At 67.6% G+C, this 23110-nt stretch carries 25 protein-coding genes; 5 read left to right on the forward strand and 20 right to left on the reverse strand.

Features of this window, described 5'->3' with window-relative positions; translation table 11 throughout:
• Position 1 precedes the first annotated feature (1 nt).
• The 4 genes from J2753_RS07840 to J2753_RS07855 form a co-directional block, all read right to left on the reverse strand.
• Positions 2-1765 carry a cytochrome c oxidase subunit I gene (locus J2753_RS07840; protein ID WP_209491385.1) on the reverse strand — a complete coding sequence of 588 codons (1764 nt, stop codon included), beginning with the start codon at positions 1763-1765 and terminating at the stop codon, positions 2-4.
• On the reverse strand, positions 1766-2770 hold the full coding sequence (locus J2753_RS14395) for a halocyanin domain-containing protein (RefSeq protein ID WP_245334542.1): 1005 nt from the start codon (positions 2768-2770) through the stop codon (positions 1766-1768).
• A 6-nt stretch (positions 2771-2776) separates the two neighbouring features.
• Positions 2777-2920: a hypothetical protein gene (locus J2753_RS07850; protein WP_209491386.1), complete on the reverse strand. Its 144-nt coding sequence runs from the start codon at positions 2918-2920 to the stop codon at positions 2777-2779.
• A gap of 96 nt (positions 2921-3016) precedes the next feature.
• Positions 3017-3985: a nucleotidyltransferase family protein gene (locus tag J2753_RS07855; protein ID WP_209491387.1), complete on the reverse strand. Its 969-nt coding sequence runs from the start codon at positions 3983-3985 to the stop codon at positions 3017-3019.
• Between the two features lie 98 nt (positions 3986-4083).
• On the opposite strand from J2753_RS07855, the gene J2753_RS07860 reads away from it, so the two are divergent.
• The 4 genes from J2753_RS07860 to J2753_RS07875 all read left to right on the forward strand — a co-directional run bounded on the left by J2753_RS07860 (position 4084) and on the right by J2753_RS07875 (position 7996).
• Complete coding sequence (locus J2753_RS07860; RefSeq protein ID WP_209491388.1) at positions 4084-4371, forward strand: transcriptional regulator; 288 nt, start codon at positions 4084-4086, stop codon at positions 4369-4371.
• 47 nt (positions 4372-4418) lie between these two features.
• On the forward strand, positions 4419-5972 hold the full coding sequence (locus tag J2753_RS07865) for a DHH family phosphoesterase (RefSeq protein WP_209491389.1): 1554 nt from the start codon (positions 4419-4421) through the stop codon (positions 5970-5972).
• 44 nt (positions 5973-6016) lie between these two features.
• Positions 6017-6814, forward strand: coding sequence for a CBS domain-containing ParB/RepB/Spo0J family partition protein (locus J2753_RS07870; protein ID WP_209491390.1), 798 nt, complete (start codon positions 6017-6019; stop codon positions 6812-6814).
• A 66-nt stretch (positions 6815-6880) separates the two neighbouring features.
• Complete coding sequence (locus J2753_RS07875; RefSeq protein WP_209491391.1) at positions 6881-7996, forward strand: M24 family metallopeptidase; 1116 nt, start codon at positions 6881-6883, stop codon at positions 7994-7996.
• A 33-nt stretch (positions 7997-8029) separates the two neighbouring features.
• Here J2753_RS07875 and J2753_RS07880 read toward each other — a convergent pair whose 3' ends face one another.
• The 5 genes from J2753_RS07880 to J2753_RS07900 form a co-directional block, all read right to left on the reverse strand.
• Positions 8030-8314 carry a hypothetical protein gene (locus J2753_RS07880; protein ID WP_209491392.1) on the reverse strand — a complete coding sequence of 95 codons (285 nt, stop codon included), beginning with the start codon at positions 8312-8314 and terminating at the stop codon, positions 8030-8032.
• 42 nt (positions 8315-8356) lie between these two features.
• A complete protein-coding gene (locus J2753_RS07885; protein WP_209491393.1) occupies positions 8357-9574 on the reverse strand; it encodes a putative manganese transporter in 1218 nt (405 codons plus the stop codon).
• A 115-nt stretch (positions 9575-9689) separates the two neighbouring features.
• Entirely contained in the window at positions 9690-10556 is an 867-nt protein-coding gene (locus J2753_RS07890) for an ABC transporter ATP-binding protein (RefSeq protein ID WP_209491394.1), read from the reverse strand.
• Positions 10553-11710, reverse strand: coding sequence for a FecCD family ABC transporter permease (locus J2753_RS07895; RefSeq protein ID WP_379810698.1), 1158 nt, complete (start codon positions 11708-11710; stop codon positions 10553-10555). The genes J2753_RS07890 and J2753_RS07895 overlap by 4 nt, the downstream gene beginning before the upstream one ends.
• 67 nt (positions 11711-11777) lie before the next feature.
• A complete protein-coding gene (locus tag J2753_RS07900) occupies positions 11778-12257 on the reverse strand; it encodes a YbaK/EbsC family protein (RefSeq protein WP_209491396.1) in 480 nt (159 codons plus the stop codon).
• Positions 12258-12338: 81 nt separating this feature from the next.
• Here J2753_RS07900 and J2753_RS07905 point away from each other — a divergent pair, with 81 nt between their 5' ends.
• Positions 12339-12740 (forward strand): DUF7522 family protein, encoded by a 402-nt coding sequence (locus J2753_RS07905; RefSeq protein WP_209491397.1) that lies wholly within the window; start codon positions 12339-12341, stop codon positions 12738-12740.
• A 16-nt stretch (positions 12741-12756) separates the two neighbouring features.
• Here J2753_RS07905 and J2753_RS07910 read toward each other — a convergent pair whose 3' ends face one another.
• Genes J2753_RS07910 through J2753_RS07960 form a run of 11 tightly spaced genes read right to left on the reverse strand, consistent with a single transcriptional unit; the run spans position 12757 to position 23087 of the window.
• Positions 12757-14238, reverse strand: coding sequence for an NADH-quinone oxidoreductase subunit N (locus tag J2753_RS07910; RefSeq protein ID WP_209491398.1), 1482 nt, complete (start codon positions 14236-14238; stop codon positions 12757-12759).
• A complete protein-coding gene (locus tag J2753_RS07915; RefSeq protein ID WP_209491399.1) occupies positions 14238-15767 on the reverse strand; it encodes a complex I subunit 4 family protein in 1530 nt (509 codons plus the stop codon). Before J2753_RS07915 ends, J2753_RS07910 begins: the two co-directional genes overlap by 1 nt.
• Positions 15768-17828: an NADH-quinone oxidoreductase subunit L gene (gene nuoL, locus J2753_RS07920; protein ID WP_209491400.1), complete on the reverse strand. Its 2061-nt coding sequence runs from the start codon at positions 17826-17828 to the stop codon at positions 15768-15770.
• Between the two features lies 1 nt (position 17829).
• The gene (nuoK, locus tag J2753_RS07925; RefSeq protein WP_209491401.1) at positions 17830-18132 is read right to left on the reverse strand and encodes an NADH-quinone oxidoreductase subunit NuoK; all 303 of its coding nucleotides are present in this window, start codon (positions 18130-18132) and stop codon (positions 17830-17832) included.
• Positions 18132-18524 (reverse strand): proton-conducting membrane transporter, encoded by a 393-nt coding sequence (locus tag J2753_RS07930; protein WP_209491402.1) that lies wholly within the window; start codon positions 18522-18524, stop codon positions 18132-18134. The genes nuoK and J2753_RS07930 overlap by 1 nt, the downstream gene beginning before the upstream one ends.
• Positions 18525-18788 carry an NADH-quinone oxidoreductase subunit J gene (locus J2753_RS07935; RefSeq protein ID WP_209491403.1) on the reverse strand — a complete coding sequence of 88 codons (264 nt, stop codon included), beginning with the start codon at positions 18786-18788 and terminating at the stop codon, positions 18525-18527. It lies immediately after the preceding gene.
• Positions 18789-18792: 4 nt separating this feature from the next.
• A complete protein-coding gene (locus J2753_RS07940) occupies positions 18793-19254 on the reverse strand; it encodes a NuoI/complex I 23 kDa subunit family protein (protein WP_209491404.1) in 462 nt (153 codons plus the stop codon).
• Positions 19251-20318, reverse strand: a complete 1068-nt coding sequence (locus J2753_RS07945) for a complex I subunit 1/NuoH family protein (protein ID WP_209491405.1) — start codon at positions 20316-20318, stop codon at positions 19251-19253. Before J2753_RS07945 ends, J2753_RS07940 begins: the two co-directional genes overlap by 4 nt.
• Positions 20315-21979 carry an NADH-quinone oxidoreductase subunit D gene (locus J2753_RS07950; RefSeq protein ID WP_209491406.1) on the reverse strand — a complete coding sequence of 555 codons (1665 nt, stop codon included), beginning with the start codon at positions 21977-21979 and terminating at the stop codon, positions 20315-20317. Before J2753_RS07950 ends, J2753_RS07945 begins: the two co-directional genes overlap by 4 nt.
• Positions 21976-22677 (reverse strand): NADH-quinone oxidoreductase subunit B, encoded by a 702-nt coding sequence (locus tag J2753_RS07955; RefSeq protein WP_209491407.1) that lies wholly within the window; start codon positions 22675-22677, stop codon positions 21976-21978. Before J2753_RS07955 ends, J2753_RS07950 begins: the two co-directional genes overlap by 4 nt.
• On the reverse strand, positions 22674-23087 hold the full coding sequence (locus J2753_RS07960; protein ID WP_209491408.1) for an NADH-quinone oxidoreductase subunit A: 414 nt from the start codon (positions 23085-23087) through the stop codon (positions 22674-22676). The genes J2753_RS07955 and J2753_RS07960 overlap by 4 nt, the downstream gene beginning before the upstream one ends.
• Positions 23088-23110 lie beyond the last annotated feature (23 nt).

Raw genomic sequence — 23110 nt, forward strand, 5'->3', positions numbered from 1 at the left:
GTCAGGGACCGATCTGCCAGATAGTCGAGAGCAGGTACCAGTTCAGCGCCCAGAGCGTGACGAACGCCCCGAGGAACACGAGACAGAGCACGAACGTCCCGCGCATGCTGTAGGCGTGGGTCGCCTTCGACCCGCCGCCGTCGAATCGGTGATCCGACGAGGATCGCGAACCGTCGGTTCGCTCACCGCCGTCGGCGGCCGCCCGGTCCACGTCGCCGACCGGGCCGCCCTCGAAGGCGTCGCCGAACACGAGCGACCAGAGCGCGACGACGACGAACAGCGCGCCCCCGAGGATCGAGAGCAGCGCGGCGATGCCGAACACCGCGAAGAACGGCTTGGCGGGCGAGAAGCTGAACGCCGTCCCGGGGATATCCATCACCGAGGGGTGCCGACGGGGCACGCCGAACAGGATGCCGACGTACATCATCATCAGCACCGTCAGCCCCATCGCGCCGCCGTAGAGGTACGGCTGGATCTTCGCGAGCAGGCCCGGCGACCAGTCACGGCCGAACACGAGCCTGAGGACGTAGTAGCCCAGCCCCATGAACGCCAGCGTCGTCCCGGTGGCGACGGTAGCGTGGAAGTGCCCGACCGTCGCGAGGGTGTTGTGCCAGGTCATGTTGAGCTGCATCTGACCCATCATGACGCCGGTGATGCCCCCGAGGAAGCCAAACAGGATGATGCTCAGGATCGTCGCCGAAAAGCCCGGATCGTCCCACGGACTGCTCCAGAGCCAGCCGAACAGGCCGCCGGCTTTCCCTTTCGCGCGGCGACCCACTTCGAGGCCGGCCGGGATGGCGAAGGCGTGGATCATGCTCGCGATGACGGCGCCGTAGGCGGCGTAGGAGGTGTTCCACATCCGCCAGCCGGCCGAGACCACGGGGTCGGACATCAGGTGGTGGGCCGCCCCGAGGTTGATGAAAAAGAGGTAGAGCACGAACGCGCCCCGCGAGACTTTCTGGCTCGCGACTTCGGCGCCGCCGATGACGTGGGTCAGGAAGTACCAGACGGTGATCATCGCCAGCAGATTGATCTGCTGGGTCCCGTGGCCGATGATCCAGTACATCTGCCGGTAGAACGCCGGGTCGATGCTCTCGAAGTAGCCCACGCGCCAGAGCAGCGTCGGGACGTAGGTGATCACCCCGCCCAGCAGCGCCTCGAGCGCGACGATGCTCGTGATGAACGCGCCGAAGGTCACGAGCGGGAGCGTCTTCCTCGGGTTCTCCTGCTGGTGGTTCCAGATCGTCGCGAGGAAGGGTACGGCGGCGACGATGGCGCCGACGACGAACACGCTCGCGCCGAGGTAGAACTGCCAACTCGAGGGCAGCGGGACGTACGACGTGAGCAGCGGCGCCTGATTCGGGTACTCGGTCAGCAGGATGGCGGCGTTGACGAGCACGGCGCCCCCGGCCATGATCACCCAGCCGACCTTCGCGACGCTGGGCAGCGAGAGCCGTCGGCCGAGGACGAACGGGCCGCCCACGTAGAGGATCGCGATCTCCATGAACACCATCCAGAAGATCAGCAGGTTCCAGGCGTGGACGCTGAGGTAGGTGTAGAAATCGCCGGCCGGGAGCAGCCCGATCACCTCCCAGCGGGTCATCGCGACCGTCAGCGCGAACACGCCCCCGACCGCGAGCGCGAGGATGGCGGTCAGGCCGTACAGCTTCACCATGTCCTCGGCGGACTTATGGATGGTGAGGCCGGTGACGCTACACTCGCGGAAGCCGTCGTCGTCGTACTCGTAGGTGCTGAATCCGAACATCTAGACCACCTCCACGACGCCCTTCATCCCGACGCCGAGATGGGGCTCGCAGTAGTACTTGTACACGCCGCTGGTCTCGAACGTGTGCTCGACGCTGAACCCCTCGTTCTCGATGGGTTCGTGGCCGCCCCAGTTCGCGCCGTCGGGCTGGGAGTCGACCAGCACGTTGTGGTTGTTCGACGCCCACTCGAACGTCACCGCCGTCCCCTGTGAGACGGAGACTGCGGGCGGGTCGAAGGCGTACGGGCCGCCGTTGCCCTCGGCGCCGACCGTGACGGTGACCTGATCGGAGCCGGTCTCGTCGACGGTCGTCCCGTCGTAGTTTCCGGTCGCGCCGCCGGTGTCGTCACCGGTGAACCAGCCGCCGTAATCGGCGCCGCCGTTGCCGCCGGATTCGCCGTTGCCGCCCGACTCGCCGCCGCTCTGCGCCGGCGGCGTCACGGCCGACTCGTCGTAGTCCTGGACGAGGAACTTCCCGTGCATCGAGCGGTGGCCCTCGCCACAGAACTCGTTGCAGACGACGTGGTAGGTGCCGGGGTCGTCGAACGTCATCTCCAGCACCCACTCGTAGCCCGGCAGGATCTGCAGCGAGATCTGTTGGCTCAGGTTGTCCGCGTTGCGCACCGAGAAGCCGTGCTGGACGTCGTAGGAGCCAAGGTGGAACCGGTAGGTCTCGCCGGGCTTGAGCACCGCCGGAAGCCCGTCCCAGCCCCACTGGAGCGCGCCGACGTACACGTCGTTTTCGGCGGGAACGAGTAGCTCCTCGCTGTCGACGCTCAGCGTGCCCGCGGACTGCTTGTAGTTCTGGATCTTCTGCTGGAGTGCCTGGGTGGAGACCTGGTAGGTCTGGCCGGTCTGGTTCTGCCCGCCGAACTCCGTCCAGCCGAGCATCCAGCCGAACAGCGTCAGCGCCCAGGCGCCGCTGATCCCCAGCCAGATCGACTCGCGGCGGTTGATCCGCTCGCTCCACCAGTTGCCGTCGGGTGAGTCCAGGGGTGAGTCCATCAGTGATCACCCCACCGGCACCGTCAGGACGTCGACGACTCCCCAGACGACGTAGGCCAGCATCCAGAAGATGATGGCTGCCAGCGCGAGCAGCCAGATGCTGTCCAGCAACTGCTGTGGCCACGGCGTTCGCTCTGTATCAGTCGCCATACCCGATACACGCCGGAACAACCCCGTCAACCTACTCCCGAACGTATTCGCCGTCGGCGATAGTCGCCGACCCGGACGCGACAAGAGTACGGCGTGTTACTCCTCGGCGTCCGCGATTTCGGAGTGGGCGCCCACGAGCGCCCCCGAAAGGTCGAGCCCCTCGACGTAGCTCGATTCGTCGACGATGGACTCCAGAAGCGCCGAGTCGACGACGGTGGCGTCCTCGAACACCACGCTATGGTCGAGTTCGCTGTCCTCGACGGTCGCGCCGGACATCACGTGGACGTTCTCGCCCAACTCGGCGTCGACGGTGGCGTCGTCGGCGATCAGGTTCTCGCCGCCGAGTTTCCACGCGACGGCTTCGAGGTAGCTCTCGGGCGTCCCGATGTCGAACCAGGCGCCGTCGAAGGTAAAGGCGTGGACGGCCTCGCGTGACTGGAGCCACTGGATGAACCAGCCGGGCTCGTCGGGGTTGTTCTCGCCGGCGAGATACGTCTCGAACTCCGGCAGCGTCCCCTGTGGGAACGCATAGCAGGCGATGGAGACCAGCGTGCTTTTCGGGTGCTCGGGCTTCTCCTGGAAGTCGACGATGCAGTCGCCGTCCAGATCCACGAGGCCGTAGGAGGAGGCTCGCTCCTTCGACCCCACGTCGTAGGCCGCGATGCAGGGCGTGCCCTTCCCCTGGAAGAAGTCGCCGAACTCAGCGAGGTCGAAGGAGATGAGGTTGTCGCCGGCGACGACGAGCAGGTCGTCGTCGACGTTCTCGCGGTCGATGAGTTGGGCCAGCGCGCCGACGACGCCGAACTTCTCGTCCTCGTCGACGGTCTCCTCGACGGAGATGACGGGCTTTTCGAACTCGCTGTCCGCGAGATACGCCTCGAAATCGTCGGCGAAGCGCTCGTTGGTCGAGACGTACACCTCGTCGACGCGCTCGTCGGCTTCGAGGTCGGCGAACACGTCGTCGATGACGGTTCCCTCGCCGACGGGGAGGAACATCTTCGGGCGGTTGCGGGTGATGGGCCAGAGGCGCGTCGCGTAGCCGCCCGCGAGAACGATTGCCTTCATAACGTCCCCGTTCCGGGGGGACTGGTAAACCCTTTTTCCATTGAGACGGCCGCCGGCGGCGGGAAAAGCGGTTTGTCACCGGACCGCTAAGGAGCAGTATGGAGACGACTACCCGCCAGCGCATCGTCGACGCCCTCCGCGAGGGGCCGGCGACGCCCCGAGAGCTCTCGAAACGGCTCGGCGTCCCCACGAGCGTCGTCTACGACCACGCCCAGCACGTCGCCAAGAGTCTGGAGAACGAGGACGAACAGCTACTGGTCGCGCCCCCGGAGTGCAAGGAGTGTGGCTTCACGGGGTTCGACGACCCGCTCTCGGCGCCGAGCCGGTGTCCCGAGTGCAAGTGTGAACGGCTGACCGAGCCGCAGTTGGTCGTGGAGTCGCCGTAGCGACTGCCGACGGTAAGGCTTTCCCGCGCTCCCTTCCTCTCCCGACTATGGTTACCCGGCTGGTGTTGGGCTGTGGCGGGGTCGGTTTCGACCTCCTCCAGTGGCTGGGCGACGGCGCGTCGACGGTCGTCACTGACGAGCCGACCCGCGCCGAGAGCCTCCGCGAAGCGAACGTCGCCGCTGTGGAGGGCGACCCCACCGACCCAGTCGCCTACGAACCCGACGCCGACGTGATACTCGTCGCCGCCGACGACCCCGAGCGCAACCGTGAGGTCGCTGGGGCGGCCCGCGAGGCGTTCCCCGACGCGATGCTGGTGGTCTACGCCGGCGAGGACCCCGCCCGCGAGACCGTCGACGCCATCGAGGCGACGGCCGACCGGGTCATCGACCCCACTACCGCGCTCGCCGAGCGCGTGCTGGACCGAACGGTTGGTTTCGAGAGCGAGCGCGCACGCGGCCTGCGACAGGCACTGTTGGCCGCCGAGGAGCCAGTCGCCGTCGTCGCCCACGACAACCCGGACCCGGACGCTATCGCCAGCGCGGTGGCGCTCTGTCGCCTCGCCGACCGCATCGGGGTCGAGGCCGAACCCTGTTACCACGGCGAGATCAGCCACCAGGAGAACCGAGCGCTGGTCAATCTGCTCGAACTGCCGCTGCGGGAGCTCGAGATCGGTGAAATCGAGGAGTACGGCGGCATCGCGCTCGTCGATCACTCTCGGCCGGGCATCAACGACAGCCTGCCTGCGGACACCGAGATCGACGTGGTGATCGACCACCACCCGCCGCGGGGCCCTGTCGACGGGGAGTTCGTCGACCTGCGCAGCGGCGTCGGCGCCACGAGCACGCTGCTCGCTGAGTATCTCGAGCGGTTCGACGTGACCGCCGACACGACGACCGCGACGGCGCTTCTCTACGGCATTCAGATCGACACCAAGGAGTTCACTCGCGAGGCCTCACAAGCCGACTTCGCGGCGGCGGCCTCGCTGATCCCCGCGGTCGATTCCGACACGCTCTCCCGGGTCGAGTCGCCCAGCGTCTCGCTGGAGACGCTCTCGGTGCTCGCGGCGGCCATCGAGAAACGCACCGTCCGCAACGGGGCACTCTCGACCTGTGTCGGCGAGATCCGGGACCGCGACGCGCTGGCCCAAGCCGCCGAGCGCTTGCTGGACATGGAGGGCGTCCAGATCACGCTGGTCTATGGCTTCATGGAGGACACTATCTACGTCTCCGGCCGCGCCCGCGGTTCGGATCTGGACCTCGGGGAGACGCTCCGGGACGCGTTCGGCGCTATCGGCGACGCCGGCGGCCACGCGGACATGGCCGGCGCCCAGATCCCGCTGGGGATCCTCGGCGAGACCGGCCCGGAGCTAACCGGATCGTTGACCGAAGTGGTCTGGGAAGTCGTCGACGAGCGGTTCTTCGACGCACTCTCGGACGCGCCCGACGCGCCGACGGCTGACGAGGGACTGGAGTACGACTACGCGCCCGAGGGCGCCGCGTCGCTGGCGTACCCCTCCAGGGGCGGGCTGAGCGACGCGCTGGTCGTCGACGAGGAGTCGGCCGACCGCGAGACGACCGACGACGGGACGGACACCACCTGACCCGGACCTGACCCTTTTTCGTCGGCCGGCCCCAACGCCGCGTAATGAGTGCCAAAGCGCGGGTCAAGGAGTACATGACCCGGGAGGTGGCGACCGTCGAGGCCGAGGACACGGTAGCCGACGTGGCTCGCCGCATCGTCGAGAGCGACCACAACGGCTTCCCGGTCGTCGACGGCCGGAAAGTCGAGGGGTTCGTCTCCGCGCGGGACCTGCTGCTGTCCGACGAGGACGCCCCGATTTTCACCGTGATGGTCGAGGATATCGTCGTCGCCCACCCGGAGATGGACGTGACCGACGCCGCGCGCGTGATCCTGCGCTCGGGGATCCAGAAGCTCCCGGTCGTCGACGACGCCGGCAACCTCGCGGGGATCATCTCCAACACCGACGTGGTGCGCAGCCAAATCGAGCGCGCCACCCCCGAGAAGGTGGGGGAACTGATGGAGACGCTCCAACATATCCACGACGTGCGGGTGCGCCAGGAGCGCCGGAAGGTCCGCCTCGAGGACCTCGTGCCCACGCAGGACCGCGTCTACGCCGACGAACTCGAGGGGCGGCGCTACGAACTCGAACACGGCCTCGCGGAGCCGCTGGTGGTCATCGCCAACGCCACGGGGGACTCGGAACGACTGCTGCTGACTGACGGCCACCACCGCGCACTGGCGGCCGACCGCCTCGGCGTCGAGGAGACCGACGCCTACGTCATCGTCGTCGAGGCCGACGAGCCAGTGACGCTGGGGATGGAGCGCACCGCGGAGAAGGAAGGGCTCGACTCCATCGACGACGTGGCGGTCGTCGACTACGCCCGTCACCCGCTGATCGAGACGACCAAACGCCTGCAGTAGCCCCGGTCCGCCGAAGGAACTGTCTCCCTCCGGCAGCTATTCGTCCCCGCCGGCACGTCTCCGCCCATGAGCGACGCCGACAGCTTCGAGCGCCGGACCCGCGACGCCCAGCAGCGCCTGCGCGACCGCGGCGACGCCGGCCTCGTCCTGTTCCCCAGCCGGAACCTCCGCTATCTCGCGGGCTACGCCGAGGAGCCAGCCGAACGCCACCTGCTGCTGTTCGTCCCCGCCGAGGGCGACCCCGTCTTCTTCGTGCCGGCGCTCTCGGGCGAACAGATCCACGACGCCTCGTGGGTCGCCGACGTGCGCACGTGGGCGGACGCCGAGAACCCCGTCCCCCGAATCGCCGCCATCGCCGAGGAACTCGACCTCGCCGGGGGCCACCTGCTCGTCGACGACACCATGTGGGCGCTGTTCACCCAGGACCTCCGCAGCGCCCTCCCAGAGTCAACCTTCGGCCTCGCCAGCGAGGTGGTCGGCGACCTCCGCGTGCGGAAGGACGAGGCCGAACTCGACGCCATGCGCCGGGCCGGTGCCGTCGCCGACGAGACGGTCCGGGACCTCCGGACGATGGGCGAGGAAGTGCTGGGGCTCACGGAGGCCGAACTCGCCGCGGAGATCGAGGAACTGCTCGAAGCCAACGGCGGCACGGGGGTCTCCTTCGCGACCATCGTCGGCGCCGGCCCGAACGGCGCGAAGCCGCACCATCACCACAGCGACCGGGAGATAACCCCCGGCGAGCCAGTCGTACTGGACTTCGGCACCCGCGTCGATGGGTACCCGTCTGACCAGACTCGTACCCTCGTCTTCGGCGGCGAACCGAGCGAGGCGGTCCAGGAGGTCCACGAAGTCGTCGAAGAAGCTCAGCAGGCCGGCGTCGAGGCCGTCGAGCCGGGTGTCACGGCGGAGGCCGTCGACGCCGCCGCTCGCGAGGTCATCGAAGACGCGGGCTACGGCGAGGAGTTCATCCACCGCACCGGCCACGGTGTCGGCCTCGACGTGCACGAGGAGCCGTACATCGTCGAGGGCAACGACCGGGAACTGGAGCCGGGGATGGTGTTCAGCGTCGAACCGGGAATCTACCTCCCCGGTGAGTTCGGCGTCCGCATCGAGGATCTGGTCGTGGTCACCGAGGACGGCTGTGAGCGCCTGAACGAGACGGATCGGGGCTGGCGCTGTTGAGCCAGTCGACGCTGTCCGCCCAGCCGCCGGGAGTCAGATGAGGTCGTCCGGATCGTGCTGTTCGGCCATGCGTTCGGCCTCGGCGGCGTACTGTTCGAGTTTGTCCTCGTCGGTCTCGCCGAGGTTGCCGGGGTCGGCGTCGATGGCTGCGGTGGTGTCCCGCCGGTCGTCGAAGGAGGTCAGTGCGCGCTCCTTTCTGAGGTAGCGCTCGCCGTCCGGCGTGGCGTAGACGAGGATCACGATGTTCTGTTCGTCGTCGGAGTAGGTACGCTCGACGAGCCAGACCTGGACGCTTTCGCCGGTATCGTTCTCGGTCATGAGTGATCTGAGGGGTGGCTCCCGGAAAACGGTTCAGGCCGCTCAGAGCACGCCGAAGCCGAACATCGGGCCGTAGAGCAGATGCAGGCCGACGCCGACGATCAGTGCCGGAATCGTGGTGTAGATGCTGGCGACGATGGCGGCGGTCTTGTCGATGGCCAGCAGCGGGAACAGCGCGTCGCCGTCCTGACTGATCGCGTTGGCCGTCAGCGCCGAGAACGGGATCGCACCCTCGGCGTAGGCGGTCGCGAGCACGATCTGGGGGCCACAGCCGGGGATCACGCCGATCAGCGCGCCGCCGATGGGTGCGAGCACGCCCGCGGCGGCCGCGGCCGCGGCGACATCGATGCCGGTGAACACGATGCCGTACTCGTAGAGCAGGTAGGCGGCGATCACCCAGACGGTGACGAAGGAGGTCTCCATCGCGGCGTGTAGCAGCGTCTCGCGGGCGTTCTCGAACGTGTCCTCGGCCTCGCCGATGGCGCCGTGGCCGAGGTGGTGTCGGCCCACGAAGTAGAGGTAAAAGGAGAGCGTGGTCCCCACGAGGCCGACGACGGTGAATGCGCCCGCGAAGTTCGTGCCGAGGCTGAGCGCGATTTCGGGCGCGCCGCGGGCGAGGAACGCGATCCCGATCACCAGCCCCGCGGCGGCCGCGAGCCACCAGCCCCAGAGCGCGGCGTTGCTCAGATGCCAGAGCGCCCCCGTGGCCTCCCGGGAGACTGCCTCGCCGCCGTCCGCGGCCTCCTCGACGTCCGCGACGGCGGCCTCCTCGTAGTGGTGGACGCCGCTCCCGGTCGGGACACGGTGGGCGGCCGTCGACGTGGCCCGGCTGACCTCCGAGACGGCGGCGTCGACGCGCCCGACGCCGAGGCCGAAGCGGTCGATGGCGTAGCCGAACAGCGTGCCCGCGACCAGCGCGGCGGCGTAGGCGTAGAGCCCCGCCTCGGGCGCCAGCGCGATGATCACGAACACCGAGTCGCCGGCGGTGGCCACCAGCGTGGCCACCACGGTGCCGAAGCTGATCGACCCGCGGACGTACAGCGGCATCATCACGATGGCGCCGCCACAGCCCGGGGTGAGCCCCATCAGCGCGCCGATCAGCGGCTGGGCGCGCTCGTGGTCCTCGATGGCGGCGATCAGTCGCCCCCCGGTTCGGTATTGGACGTAGCTAAACAGCAGTACCGTCACCGCGACGAAGGCGCTCACCTGCAGGAACCCGTCCCGCACGGAGACGAGGAAGATATCGAGGATCTCGGACATAATTAGACGCGTCTAAATCAAGAGTTGTGTTGTGGCTACTTATATCTCCCGACGGGGGCAACTCTCGGCGGCGCCGCTAATCGAGGTCGCAAACGGTGGAGAGAACGGGGCGGCCTCAGTCGTCTTCGACGGGTCGTCGGGGCACGATTGTCGGTCCCTCGGGGCCGAAGCCGACCTCGGCTTCGACGCCGAACACGTCCTCCAGCAGGTCCGGCGTGACCACCTCGTCGGGGGGGCCCCACTCGTAGGGAGTGCCGTCACGCAGCGCGATGAGGTTGTCTGCGAACCGGGCTGCCTGCCCGATGTCGTGGAGGACCACGCAGACCGTCACGCCGCGCTCCTCGTTGAGTTCGCGGGCCGCGCGCAGCACGCGAAGCTGGTGGTGCAGGTCGAGGAACGTCGTCGGCTCGTCGAGCAGTAGCGCATCGGTCTCCTGGGCGAACGTCATGGCGAGCCACGCAAGCTGTTGCTGGCCGCCCGAGAGCCCGCCGACCGGGCGGTCGGCGATGTCGTCGACGCCGACACGTTCGAGCGCGCGGTCGATGGCGCGCTCGTCGCCCTCGCTCAGCGAGTCGAAGAAGCCACGGTGGGGGTAGCGCCCGTGGGCTGCAAGCTCCCGGACCGTCGTCGACGCCGGCGCGGTGTTCTGCTGGGAGAGCAGGCCGAGCTGTTGGGCGAGTTCGGTCGTGCCGTACTGCTTGACGTCCCGGCCGTCGAAGTAGACGGTGCCGTCCTCGGGGTTGAGTTCGGCGTTCATCGACTTCAGCAGCGTCGACTTCCCGGAGCCGTTCGGGCCGACCAGCGCGGTCACCTCGCCGGCGGGGACGGTCAGCCGGTCGAGTTCGACCACCGGCTTACCCGGCTCGTAGGACAGCGTGAGCTCTTTGGCCTCCAGTTCGGGCGGCTCGCCGTCGACGTCGATGGCGTCGCCGCTCGGTCCCGCGATGCTGTCCGTCGAGTCAGGGGTGTCGCCTTTGCTCATAGTTCACCGACCTCGGTTTTGCGCATCAGGTAGAGGAAGTACGGGCCGCCGACCAGCCCCGTGACGATGCCGACCGGGAGTTGGGTGCCCGGCACGGCCAGCCGTGCGCCCACGTCGGCGACGGCCACCAGCGCGGGCCCGGCGAAGACGCTCCCGAGCACCACGCGCTTGTAGTCCGAGCCGACAAGCTGTCGGACCATGTGGGGAACGATCAGGCCGACGAAGCTCACGATGCCGGCGACGGCGATGGCCGTCCCGGCCGCAAGCACCGCGACCGCCGAGAGCAGGAACCGAACGCGCTCGACGGACATCCCCAGCGAACGCGCGGTGCGCTCGCCGAGCAACAGGACGTTGAGTTGCCGGGCGCCCAGCAGCGTCAGCGGCACCGTAAACAGCACCGTCCACGGGAGCGCGATCCGGACCTGCTCCCAGTCGACGCCGGTCAGCGAGCCCGTGGTCCACGAAATCGCGGACTGAACGACGCCCAGATCCTCCGTGAAGAAAAACAGGCCCGTCTGCATCGAGCCAAACACTGTCGAGACGATGACGCCCGCGAGCACCAGCCGAACCGGGTTCGTGCCGCCCTTCCACGCGATGGCGTAGACGAGCGCGAACGCGATGGCGCCGCCGCCCGCCGCGATCAGCGGGAGGAAGGTCGCGAGCCCGGAGAACACCACGAGCGTGAGCAGGATTGCCAGCCCAGCCCCCGCGGAGACCCCGAGAATGAACGGCGAGGCGAGTTCGTTGCGCGTGACCGCCTGAAACACCGCCCCGGAGATGGCGAGGTTCGTCCCCACCAGCACAGCGACGAGCACCCGCGGCAGGCGAAGCCCCCAGACGATCAGGCTCTCCCGCGCGAGGTCGACCGGCGCCGTCGAGAAGCCGAGCAGGCGTGCGACCTCCGTCCCCAGCCAGTCGCCGAGCAGCAGACGAAGCGGATACTGGGGGTTCGTCCAGACGGCGGGGTCGAACACCGCGGCCCAGGCGTCGGCGATGGACATCGTGTACGTGCCGAAGCTGACCTGCACGAGGCCGGCGGCGGCGACGATGGCACAGCTCCCGAGAATCAGGCCGGCAAGCCGCGCGTCGATCCACGAAACGGCTGACCGAAGCTCCGGGACGACCTCCCCCGTCTCACTCGCCACGGTGATCACCCGCGCGTTCCATATGGTTTAGGCAGGCCCAAACCCGGATAAGCGTAGCGGTCCGAGCCGGCTGCCCCTACTCGGTGAAGGGGACCACCTCGGCGCCCGCTGTGTCTCGGAGCCGTGCCGGCTCGATCTCCCACATCGACGTTGGTGTGCCTGCAGCAGCCCAGACCGTCTCGGACTCGCGCAGCGCCGGATCCAGCAGCGTGGGGAGATCGGTCTCGTGGCAGATCGGCGGGACGCCGCCGATGGCCCACCCGGTCGCCTCGCGCACGTCCTCGGGGTCGGCCATCGAGACGGCGCTCTCGTCGACGCCGGCCCACGCCGCGAGTGCCGCCTCGTCGACGCGCTCGGCGCCCGAGGTGAGACAGAGCACCGGGTCGCCGTCGACCGAGAGCACGAGGCTGTTGACGATCTGGGCGATGTCACAGCCCACCGCCGCCGCGGCGTCGGCGGCCGTTGGCGTCCCCTCCTCGGGGAACTCGACGGGGTCGATAGACAGGCCGTAGCGCTCCTCGGCGATGTCGGCGAACTCGGCGACGCGTCCGTGCATACCCGTTGCTGGCCCGGGTGGGTCATCTGTCTAACGGGGCCGCCGACAGATTCATAACGGATAATCGTGTTACTAGTGAACATGCCACAAGAAACGGACGATTCGACCGACTCGCAGGTGCAGGCACTCGAACACGCCTGTCGGGGTGTCGTCGGCGACCGGCTCCGGAGCGTGAGCGTCGACGGCCCCGACCACAGCGGCACGCTCTACCGACGCAGCGACCTCCCGGCCCGGGCTGACGCCCCCGTCCACGAGGCCATGGCTGACGGCGCGTCCTGCCAGTCGCCGGTGCTTACCGACGGCGGCCGACCGTCGCCGCCGTCCGCTGGCGCCGATGGCGGGCGAACTGTCTGTGCGTTCGAGAACGGCTACGTCGCCCGGATCCAGGTCGGCGACACCAGCGTCGTCGCCACCACGGACGGGATCAAGATGGATCGCGATACGGAGCTCTCGGCGGCGGTTCGGGGCGTTCTGCGCGAGTAAAAAGGGATGTCGCCGGTCAGGCGAACAGCGCCGTCGCGGCCTCCTGTGCGGTCTCGATCACCGGCCCGAAGCCGGGGAGGAGGACCACGGTACCGACCAGCGCGATAGCCAGTGCGGCGTAGAGGGCCGTCGGGGCCCCGCTCAGGTCGTGGTCGCCCTCCTCGAACCACAGCGCCCGCACGACGCGGGAGTAGTAGTACAGCGAGAGCGAACTGTTGATCACGGCGATCACCGCCAGCCACCAGAGGCCGGCGTCGACGGCGCCCGCAAAGAGGAACAGCTTCGAGAAGAAGCCGCCCAGCGGCGGGACGCCCGCCAGTGAGAACAGGAACGCCGTCATCGCCACCGCGGCGAACGGCTTCTCGGCGCCCAGTCCGTTGTAGTCCTCGAACCGGCGCCCGACGCCCCAGTTCTCGGCCAGCGCCACGAACAGGAACGCGCCCGTGTTCATGAACCCGTAGACGAACAGGTGGGCCATCGCGGCGCCCATCACGTCGCCGTTGGTGCTGGCCTCGGCCGACAGCGCCGCGAGGCCGATCAGCACGTAGCCCGCGTGCCCGATGGAGGAGTACGCGAGCATCCGCTTGACTTTGTCCTGGGTGGCCGCGGCGAAGTTACCGAGCACCATCGTCGCCACCGCGAGGATCTGGAACAGCAGCGCCCAGTCGATGCCGGCGCTCGTCGCGGCCCCCAGCGGGAAGCCGACGACGAACACGCGGAACGCCAGCGCGAAGCCGGCGGCCTTCGACGCCGAGGAGAGGAACGCCGAGACCGGCGCGGGTGCCCCCTCGTAGGCCTCGGGCGCCCAGAAGTGGAACGGCACCGAGGCGGTCTTGTACGCGACGCCGCCGGCGATCATCAGCACGCCGACGCCGGCGATACCGGTCCGCTCACCGAGACCGGACTCGAACGCCGCCGCGATGTCGGGTAGCAGCAGCGACCCGGTCGCGGCGTAGACGAGCGAGATGCCGAACACGAAGATGGCCGAGGAGAGCGCGCCGATCAGGAAGTACTTCAGCCCTGCTTCGGTGCTCCCGCGGTCCTGTTTGAGGAACGCCACCAGCGCGTAGGACGGTAGGCTCGCGAGCTCGAGGGCGACAAAGGCCGTCGCCAGCGAGTTCGCGCTCGCCATCACCGACATCCCCGTCGCCGCCAGCAGCACGAGACCGTACAGTTCGCCCCGCTTGCCGTCGATGGGGTCGTAGTCGTGGGCGCCGAGCGTCACGAGGACCGTCACCGCCGCGAACAGCGCGGTGAAAAACAGCGACATGCCGTCGACGACGACGGCGCCGCTGAACTCGGACATGCCGGCCACGAGGCCGGTGTCGGCCGTCAGGAACCAGCCTGCGGTCCCCAGCGACGCCAGCGCGCCGACCACGGAGATGCCCGTGAGCACGCCCGCACCGCCGTCGTCGGTCCGCAGACTGTCGTAGAGCAACACCGCAAGCGCCGTGAGCCCCAGCAGGTAGGTCGGCGTCATGGGCGGTGCCGTCACCATCAGGCACCACCTCCGACCAGCGGGGCAATCGCGTTCAGGATCATGTCGAGGAACAGGTCAGGCTTGACCCCGAGGGCGATGACGGCGAGCAGCAGCACCGCCAGCGGCGCCACGTCGTGGAACGGGGCGCGGCCGACCTCGTAGTCGGCGTCGAGGCTGAACGGCCCGAACAGGGTGCGCTGCATCGCCAGCAGCAGGTAGCCCGCCACGATGACGATGCCGAACATCGCGACTGCGGTGAACAGCGGCGCGCTCGGGATCACCGTCGAGTGGAACGACCCGACGAAGATGAAGTACTCGCCGGCGAAGCCGGCCATCAGGGGCAGCCCCATGTAGCCGAAGGCGCCGGCGATGAGGATGCCGACCGTGACCGGCATCCGGTCTGCCAGCCCGGACATGTCGCCGACCATCCGGGTGTGGGTCGTGTTGTAGATGACGCCGACGGCCATGAACATCAGCCCGGAGATCAGGCCGTGAGCGATCATCTGGAAGGTCGCACCCGCGACGCCGAACTCGGTGAACGCCACGAGTCCGAGGAGGACGTAGCCCATCGACGACACCGACGAGTAGGCGACGATGCGCTTGAGGTCCTCCTGTGCCAGCGCGAGGATCGCGCCGTAGATCACCGAGAACGCACCGAGTGCGGCGATCAGGATCGCGAGATCCGACGCGATGTCGGGCAGCATCGTGAAGTTGAACCGCAACATTGCGTACGTCCCCATCTTCAGCAGCACCCCCGCCAGCATCACCGACGCCGGCGTGGGTGCCTCGACGTGGGCGTCCGGCAGCCACGTGTGCAGCGGTGCGACGGGCACCTTCACCGCGAACCCGACGAACATCGCGAGGAACGCGACCAGTTTCAGCGCCTCGGGGCCCAGCCCCATGAACGAGCCGACGTTGCCGCCGGCTTCGAGCGCCATCGCGACGGCGGGCAGCGACAGCGTGTCGATGCTGTCACCGAGACCGCCGAAGGTGAGCGCGATGAACCCCACGAACATCAGCAGGCTCGCCACGTTCGTGTAGACGAAGAACTTGATCGCGGCGTACTTCCGGCGCGGACCGCCCCAGACGCCGATCAGGAAGTACATCGGCAGCAGCGTCGCCTCCCAGAAGACGAACCACATGAAGAAGTCCAGTGCGGTGAACATCCCCAGCAGGTTCGCCTCCATGAACAGCATCAGCCCGTAGAACTGCGACTGGCGGCTGTCGATTGGCGTCCACGCGCTCACGATGGCGAGCGTCGTCAGGAACGCCGTCAGCACGACCAGCGGGAGGCTGATACCGTCGAGGCCGGTGAACCACTGCACCTGATAGCCCGAGAGGGTCAGCAGGTCGAACTTCGTCTCGAACGCGAGCGTCCCGCCCGTGAGGGCGTTGCCGCTCCCGTCGAACTGTGCCCAGAGCCAGAGCGTCCCCACGAGGGGGACGACGCTCAGCGCCGCGCCGACGCGGCCGGCCACCTCGTCGGGCACGAGGAACGTGACCAGCGCGGCGACGAACGCGAAGCCGATGAGGGTCTCGATAAGCATTCAGAACCACCCCCCGTAGACCGCGAACCCGACGAGCAACACCGTCAGCCCGAGGGTGAGCATCGCGGCGTAGTGAGTCACCAGCCCGTCCTGCACTCGCTTCAGCCGCGAGCCACCGAACAGGCTCACGCTCGAGACGCCGTTGACGACGCCGTCGACGACCGCCTGGTCGAACACGTCAGCGACCTTCGACAGCGGCAGCACGACGTTCTCGGCGAGCCAGACCTGGTACTCGTCCTGGTAGTAGTTGTTGTACAGCACCCCACGTAGGCTCCCCAGCTTCTCGGTGTGGGGTTCGGGATCGGCGCCGCCGTAGAGGACGTACGCCGAGCCAGCGCCCACCAGCGCGAGCGCCAGCGAGAGGCCCCCGGCGAGGTACGACGGCACGTCGGCCGCGTGGATCCCGCCGAACTCCTCCAGCAGGTGGTGGTACTGCTCGACGGAAACCGACTCGGGCGCACCCGAGAGCCACATGTTGAGCAGTTCGATATCGTGCATCCCCGTGAGGTCGGCGACGGGGGTCATGTTGACCAGGCCGACGGTCGTCGCGAGGATCCCGAGCACGATCAGCGGGAGCTTCACGTTCCAGCCGCCCTCGGCGGCCTCGCGGGCCGTCTCGGAGCGGGGCTCGCCGTGGAAGGTGAGCATCACCATCCGGAACGTGTAGAAGCCGGTGAACAGCACCGCGAGCAGGCCCATCCCGTAGGCGACCAGCAGCGCGGTGCCGAGGCCGCTCGTGGTGCCGAGTCCGTGGACGAGTGCCTCGTACAGCACCTCGTCTTTGGACCAGAAGCCGGCGAAGGGAACGATGCCCGCGAGCGCGAGCGAGCCAGCGAGGAACGTGTAGTAGGTGACGGGCATCCTCTCCTTCAGGCCGCCCATCTCCCACATGTCCTCGTTGTGGTGCATCGCGATGATCACCGACCCGGCGCCGAGGAACAGCAGCGCCTTGAAGAAGGCGTGGGTGAGCAGGTGGAACGTCCCGGCGACGTAGCCACCGGCCCCCAGCCCCAGCATGATGTAGCCGTACTGGGAGATGGTCGAGTAGGCGAGCACCTGCTTGATCTCGTCTTTCACGAGGCCCATCGACGCCGCGAACAGCGCGGTGAACGCGCCGACAAGCGCGATGATCGCCAGCGCCGTCGGCGAGAGCGCGTAGAACCCGTACATCCGGGCGACGAGGTAGACCCCGGCGGCCACCATCGTCGCCGCGTGGATCAGCGCCGAGACGGGGGTCGGGCCCTCCATCGCGTCGGGCAGCCACGTGTGTAGCGGGAACTGGGCGGACTTGCCGATCACGCCACCCAGCACCAGCAGACCGATGACGGTGAACCACGCCGCCGGCTCGAGGCCGAGGAACGTGTTGACCGTCGCTTCGCCTGCCAGTGCGTGCTCGGCGATGCGCGGGAAGGAGTGCTCCCCGGCGAACTTCGCCGTCCCGAACGTCGCGAAGACGGCGACGACGCCGATCAGGAAGAAGTAGTCACCGAACCGGGTGACCAGGAACGCCTTCTTGGCGGCGCTCGGCGGCCCCTCACGGCGGAACCAGAAGCCGATGAGGAGGTACGAGCAGAGCCCCACCAGTTCGAAGAACATGAACGCCATGAGCAGGTTGTCCGCGAGGACGAACCCGAGCATGGAGGCGGTGAACAGGCCGAGGCCGGCGTAGTACCGGGGGAGGCCCGTCTCGCCCTCGTCGTTCATGTAGCCAAGCGAGAACACGTGGACCAGCAGCGCGACCAGCGAGACGATGAGCAGCATCATCGCCGACAGCGGGTCGAGCAGCATACCGAACGACAGCGTGAGCGGTTCGCTCAGGCTGCCGGTGGCCGCCTCGCCGGCGGCCCACGTGTAGAACGTCTCGTTGTACGTCTCGCCGCCGCTAACCGTGAGGAACACCCATGCCGAGAGCAGCAGCGACCCGCCGGTCGCCGCGATCCCGGGGAGCGCGCCCCCCTTGGGCAGCAGGTCCCGCCCGGAGAGGGCGACACCGACCGCGAGACAGAACGAGAGGAACGGTAACACCGCGATCGCCAGCGCATAGTCGAAAGCTCCTGCCATCTTACCACCTCATCTCCTGCGGGACTGTCACGTCCACGTCCTTGAAGTTACGATACAGTACGAGGATGATGCCGATACCGACGGCCACTTCGGCCGCCGCAAGCGCCATCACGAACAGGCTGAACGTCTGCCCGGTGAGGTTCCCCCACTGGGCGCTGAAGGCGATGAAGTTGATGTTCGCCGCGTTGAGCATCAGCTCCACCGACATCAGGAAGAACAGCGCGTTCTCCCGGGTCAACAGCCCGTAGAGGCCGATGGAGAAGACGGCCGCCGAGAGCACGAGGTAGTACTCGACCGGGACCATCAGCTCTCCACCTCCTCGTCGTCGCCGGACTCCGCCCGGCGTTCCGAGGCCTCGCCATCGACGGGCCGACCACCGTCGGTCAGCGCCGTCACCGGCCCGTCGCCCTCGGTCTCACGGCTCGCCAGCGTCACGGCAGCGACGGTGGCGGCCACGAGCACGAAGCCGACGGTTTCGAACGTCGCGAGGAACCCCTCGACGCCGACGGCGGACTCGGCGTGCAGATCCATCAGCGCGTAGCCGATGCCCGCGACCAGCGAGGCGTCGGCGGCGAAGCCGGCGGCCTCGCCGAAGCCCGCGGTCAGGAACACCGCCACGAGCACGACGAACAGCACCGACGCCGCCAGCCCGTTGACGTAGTTGGCGTCCTCCTTGAGTTCGGGTCGACTGACCATCTAGCTGTACACCTCCGCTCTCGGCTTGTCCGTTCGCGTCAGCATGACGGCGAACGTGATGAGCACGAGCACGCCCCCGATGTAGACGAGCACCTGCATCGCCGCGGGGAACGTGGCCTGCAGCATCACGTAGTGGACCGCCAGGCTCGAGAGTGCGCCGCCGAGGAACAGCGCGGCGTGCCAGGGGTCCTCGACGAGGACGACCCCGAACGCACACCCCACCGTGATCGCGGCGAACAACGCGAACGCGATTGTCTCGATCATTGTGTTACTGGTAGTCGACCTCGCCCGCGCCCTCGCCGACCCACGCGGATCGGTCGGGGTTGCGGGCTTCGAGGGGGTCGCTCCCCTTGTACCACGGGACGTTCTTGAGCTGTTCTTTGTCGTAGACGAACTCGTCTTTCGTGTCGGCCGTGAACTCGAAGTTCTGGGTCAGCAGGATGGCGTCGACGGGACAGACCTCCTCACAGAGCCGGCAGTAGATACACTGGCCGACGTGGAGGTTGTACTCCTCGCCGTTGCGCTGATCGTCCATCACGATCTGGATCGTGTCGTTCGGACAGACGTTCTCACACTGCCGACACCAGATACAGCGCTCCTGGCTGAACTTGTGGACCCCGCGGAACCGCGGACTGACTTCGGGTGCGACCTCCGGGTACTTCACCGTGAAGGTGTTGCCGTCCAGTGCGTGCTTCATCGTCGTCGCCATTCCTTTCAGGATTCCGATCATACAACCACCCCCACGATTAGGGCCGTGAGCACCAGGTTCAGGAAGGAGAGTTCGAGCATCCCCTTCCAGCCGACTTCGATCAACTGGTCGATACGCAGGCGCGGTGCCGCCGAGCGCAGCCACTGAGTGAACAGGAAAAAGGCCCAGATCTTGACCACGAACCAGAGGAAGCCGATGCTCTCCGGGCCGGGGCCGGCCGCGCCGCCGAGGAACAGCACCGCGGTGATGGCGCCGCCGAGGAAGATGTGGAGGAACTCACCCAGATACAGCAACACGAAGTAGACCGAGGAGTACTCGGTCTGGAACCCGGCGACGATTTCGGTCGGCGCCTCCGGGATGTCGAACGGGTTCCGTCCCACTTCGGCGATGTTCGCCGCGAGGAAGAGGACGAACGCGAACGGGTTCACGAACACGAACCACGACGGGATCGCGACGCCGCCGAGGGAGATCAGCGTCTCCTGCTGGGCGGCGACGATCTCGCTCATCCGGAGCGATCCCGTGAACAGCACCACCGAGACCCCGGTGATCACCAGCGGGATCTCGTAGGCGAGGTTCTGTGCGACGGCGCGCAGCGCGCCGAGCATCGAGTACTTGTTGTTCGACGCGTAGCCCGCCATCACCATGCCGAGGCTGGCGATGGAGGCGACCGCGAACACGTACGCGAGCCCCACTTCGGGGTCCGCGACCTGAATGCCGCTCCCCATCGGGATCACCGCGAAGCCGAGCATCGCCGACCCGGCGACGATCAGCGGCGCGATGTCCCAGGCCGGGCGGTCGGCGCCCTCGGGGACGATCAGCTCCTTGGCCAGCAGTCGGACGGCGTCGGCCGGGATAGTCCCGATGCCGGCGGGTCCGATCCGGTTGGCGGCGATGCGGTCCGTGAACTTCGCGGTGATCTTCCGCTTTGCCCACGGGCCGGCGACGCCGGTCATCGCCAGCATCACGTTCCCGACGATGAACGCGGCGATGAACGAGGCGACGAACTCGCCGGCGACGCCGAAGCCGCCGAGACCGAGCAGGTTCGCCAGCGTGTCCGGCAGCGGCGTTTCGCTCTGCAGGATCACCGGTCCACCTCCCCGAGCACGATGTCGAGGCTACCCAGCGCGGCGATCATGTCCGGGATGTACTCCCCGTTGCTCATCTCCGGCAGCGTCTGGAGGTTGGAGAAACAGGGGCTCCGGATCTTGAACCGCGCGGGCTTCTCGGTGCCGTCGGCTCGGATGTAGACGCCGAGTTCGCCCTTCGCGCCCTCGACGGTGCGGTATATCTCCGTGTCGTCGTCGGGTCGAAGCGTCCGCGGGACGTTGGCCTGGATGTTGCGCTCCTCTTCGGGCCAGTCCTCGAGCAGGTCGACACACTGCTCGATGATCTTCGCGGACTCCTCGACCTCGCGCATGCGGACGAGCAGGCGGCTGAAGTTGTCACAGCCGTCCTCGACGGGGACCTCCCAGTCGAGTTCGTCGTAGTAGCCGTACGGGTCGTCCCGCCGGATGTCGTAGTCGATGCCCGACCCACGGGCGACCGGCCCGGTCGCGCCGTAGTTCTTGGCGACTTCCTCGGGCAGAACCCCAGTCCCGACCGTCCGCATCTGGAGGATCTCGTTGCCCGTGATGAGGTCGTGGTACTCCTCCAGCAGCTCCGGGAGCTCTTCAGTGAAGCTCCGGACCTTCTCGAAGAACTCCTCGCGGGGTTCGGGCAGATCCCAGACGACCCCGCCGAGTCGGAAGTAGTTGAACATCAGTCGCTGCCCGGTGAGGTCCTCGAGGATGTTCTGGGCCTTCTCCCGGTCGCGGATCGCGTACATGAAGATGGCCGTGAAGTCGCCGTAGATGTCGAGGGCGAACGTCCCGACCGCCAGCATGTGGGCCGCGATCCGGCAGAGTTCCGCGCCCATCGTCCGGATGATCTGGGCGTACTCGGGGACCTCGATATCCGCGAGGTCCTCGGCTGCGCGGGCGTAGGCCCACTCGTTGAGCAGCCCCGCCGAGATGTAGTCCCAGCGGTCCGGGTACGGCATGATCTGGTAGCGGTAGGTGGACTGCTGGGCCATCTGCTCCTCGTTGCGGTGGAGGTAGCCGATGTCCGGTTCGACGTCGACGACCTGCTCGCCGTCGAGGGTCGTCTCGAGGTGGAGCACGCCGTGGGTCGCCGGGTGGTGGGGACCGATGTTGACGAACATCGTGTCCGAGTCGGATTCGGACCGGTGGTCATCCTCCAGCGGGTTGGCGTGCTCGCGCAGCGGCACCATCTGGGGCCGGTTCTGGTCGTAGTCCCGCCCCATCGGGTGGCCCTGCCAGGTCTCGGGTAGCAGGATCCGGCGCAGGTCCGGGTGGTCGTCGTAGTCGATGCCCACCAGGTCGTACGCCTCACGCTCGTGCCAGTCGGCGGTCCGGAAGACGGGTTCGGCGGACTCACTGACCGGGTTCTCCGCGTCGGTCGGGACGACGATGCTGACCTCGTCGGTCGGGTCGTCGAACTTCTTCAGGTGGTAGATCGACTCGTAGCGGTCCGGGTACTCCTCGGCGGTTACCAGCGAGAGGTGGTCGTAGCCGGCCTCCTCCTTCAGGCGGCCGAGCGTCTCCTGGACCGTGTCCGGGCGGATGACGAACGCGGGCGCGTTCTCGTGATCGTCGCGGTCGACGATGAGGTCGTCGAGCAGCGCCTCCAGTTCGGTCTCGCCGGACTCGATCTCCGGGGTCTCCTCGCCTTCCTGTAGACTGCTCATGGTGAATCAGCCCAGTTGTATCGCATCACCAGATCCTCCTCGTCGATCTCGGACGCGAGTTCGTCGACGATTTCGTCCTGTTCGAGATCGCCGAACTGTTCGAGTTCGTAGGGCTTGACCGTCACCGGCGACGCCTCGCCGTTGGCGATCCGCTCCTGTAGCTTCGCGACGCCGTAGACCAGTGCCTCGGGGCGGGGCGGGCAGCCGGGGACGTGGATGTCGACCGGGATGACCTCCTCGGCGCCCTTGACCACGTTGTACCCCTCCTGGAACGGGCCGCCGGAGATGGTACAGGAGCCCATGCCGACGACGAACTTCGGCTCGGGCATCTGGTCGTACACCCGCTTCATCCGCGGGGCGAACTTCGAGACGATGGTCCCCGGGACGATCATCACGTCGGCCTGCCGGGGCGAGGCCCGCGGGACGCCGGCGTGGAAGCGGTCGAGGTCGTGCTTGACCGCGTACGTGTGCATCATCTCGATGCTGCAGCAGGCGATCCCGAACTGCAGCATGAACATCGACGAGCCCCGCACCCAGTTCATGAACTTATCGAACTTGGTGAGGATGAACGGCGACGAGCCGAACACCTCGCGAAGCTTGGAGTTGAACCGGTCGCCCTGCCCGGTCATCCGTGCGTCGCGGGTCTCGGTCTGTACTTGCGTGTCGTCGGTGCGGAAGAGTTCTCGTTCGCTACTCATTGGTTGGTCTCCGTCTTCTGTTCGAGCGCACGTGGGCTCGACACCCACTCGACGGCGCCCTGCCGCCACGCCCAGACGAGTCCGACGGTCAGCACGCCGATGAACACGAGCATCGGCGCGAGCACCTCGACGAGCGAGGCACCCCCTTCGAGGGCCGGCCGGTAGATAACCGTCCACGGGAAGATGAGGACGGTCTCGATGTCGAAGACGACGAACAGCAGCGCAACCATGTAGTACTGGATGTTGAACCGGATGCGCGTCGTCCCCGTCGGGATCTCGCCGCTCTCGTAGACGGCGCTTTTCCCCTGTTCGGGCACGGTGGGACGGATCAGCGAGGACACCACCATCATCGCGATGGGGATGCCGACACTGACCAGCGCCAACGCGCCGATAGCTATCCATGGGTTCATGTCGGATTCTCCGTAACGTCTCC

Source organism: Halolamina salifodinae, assembly GCF_017874235.1.
GTDB classification, from domain to species: domain Archaea; phylum Halobacteriota; class Halobacteria; order Halobacteriales; family Haloferacaceae; genus Halolamina; species Halolamina salifodinae.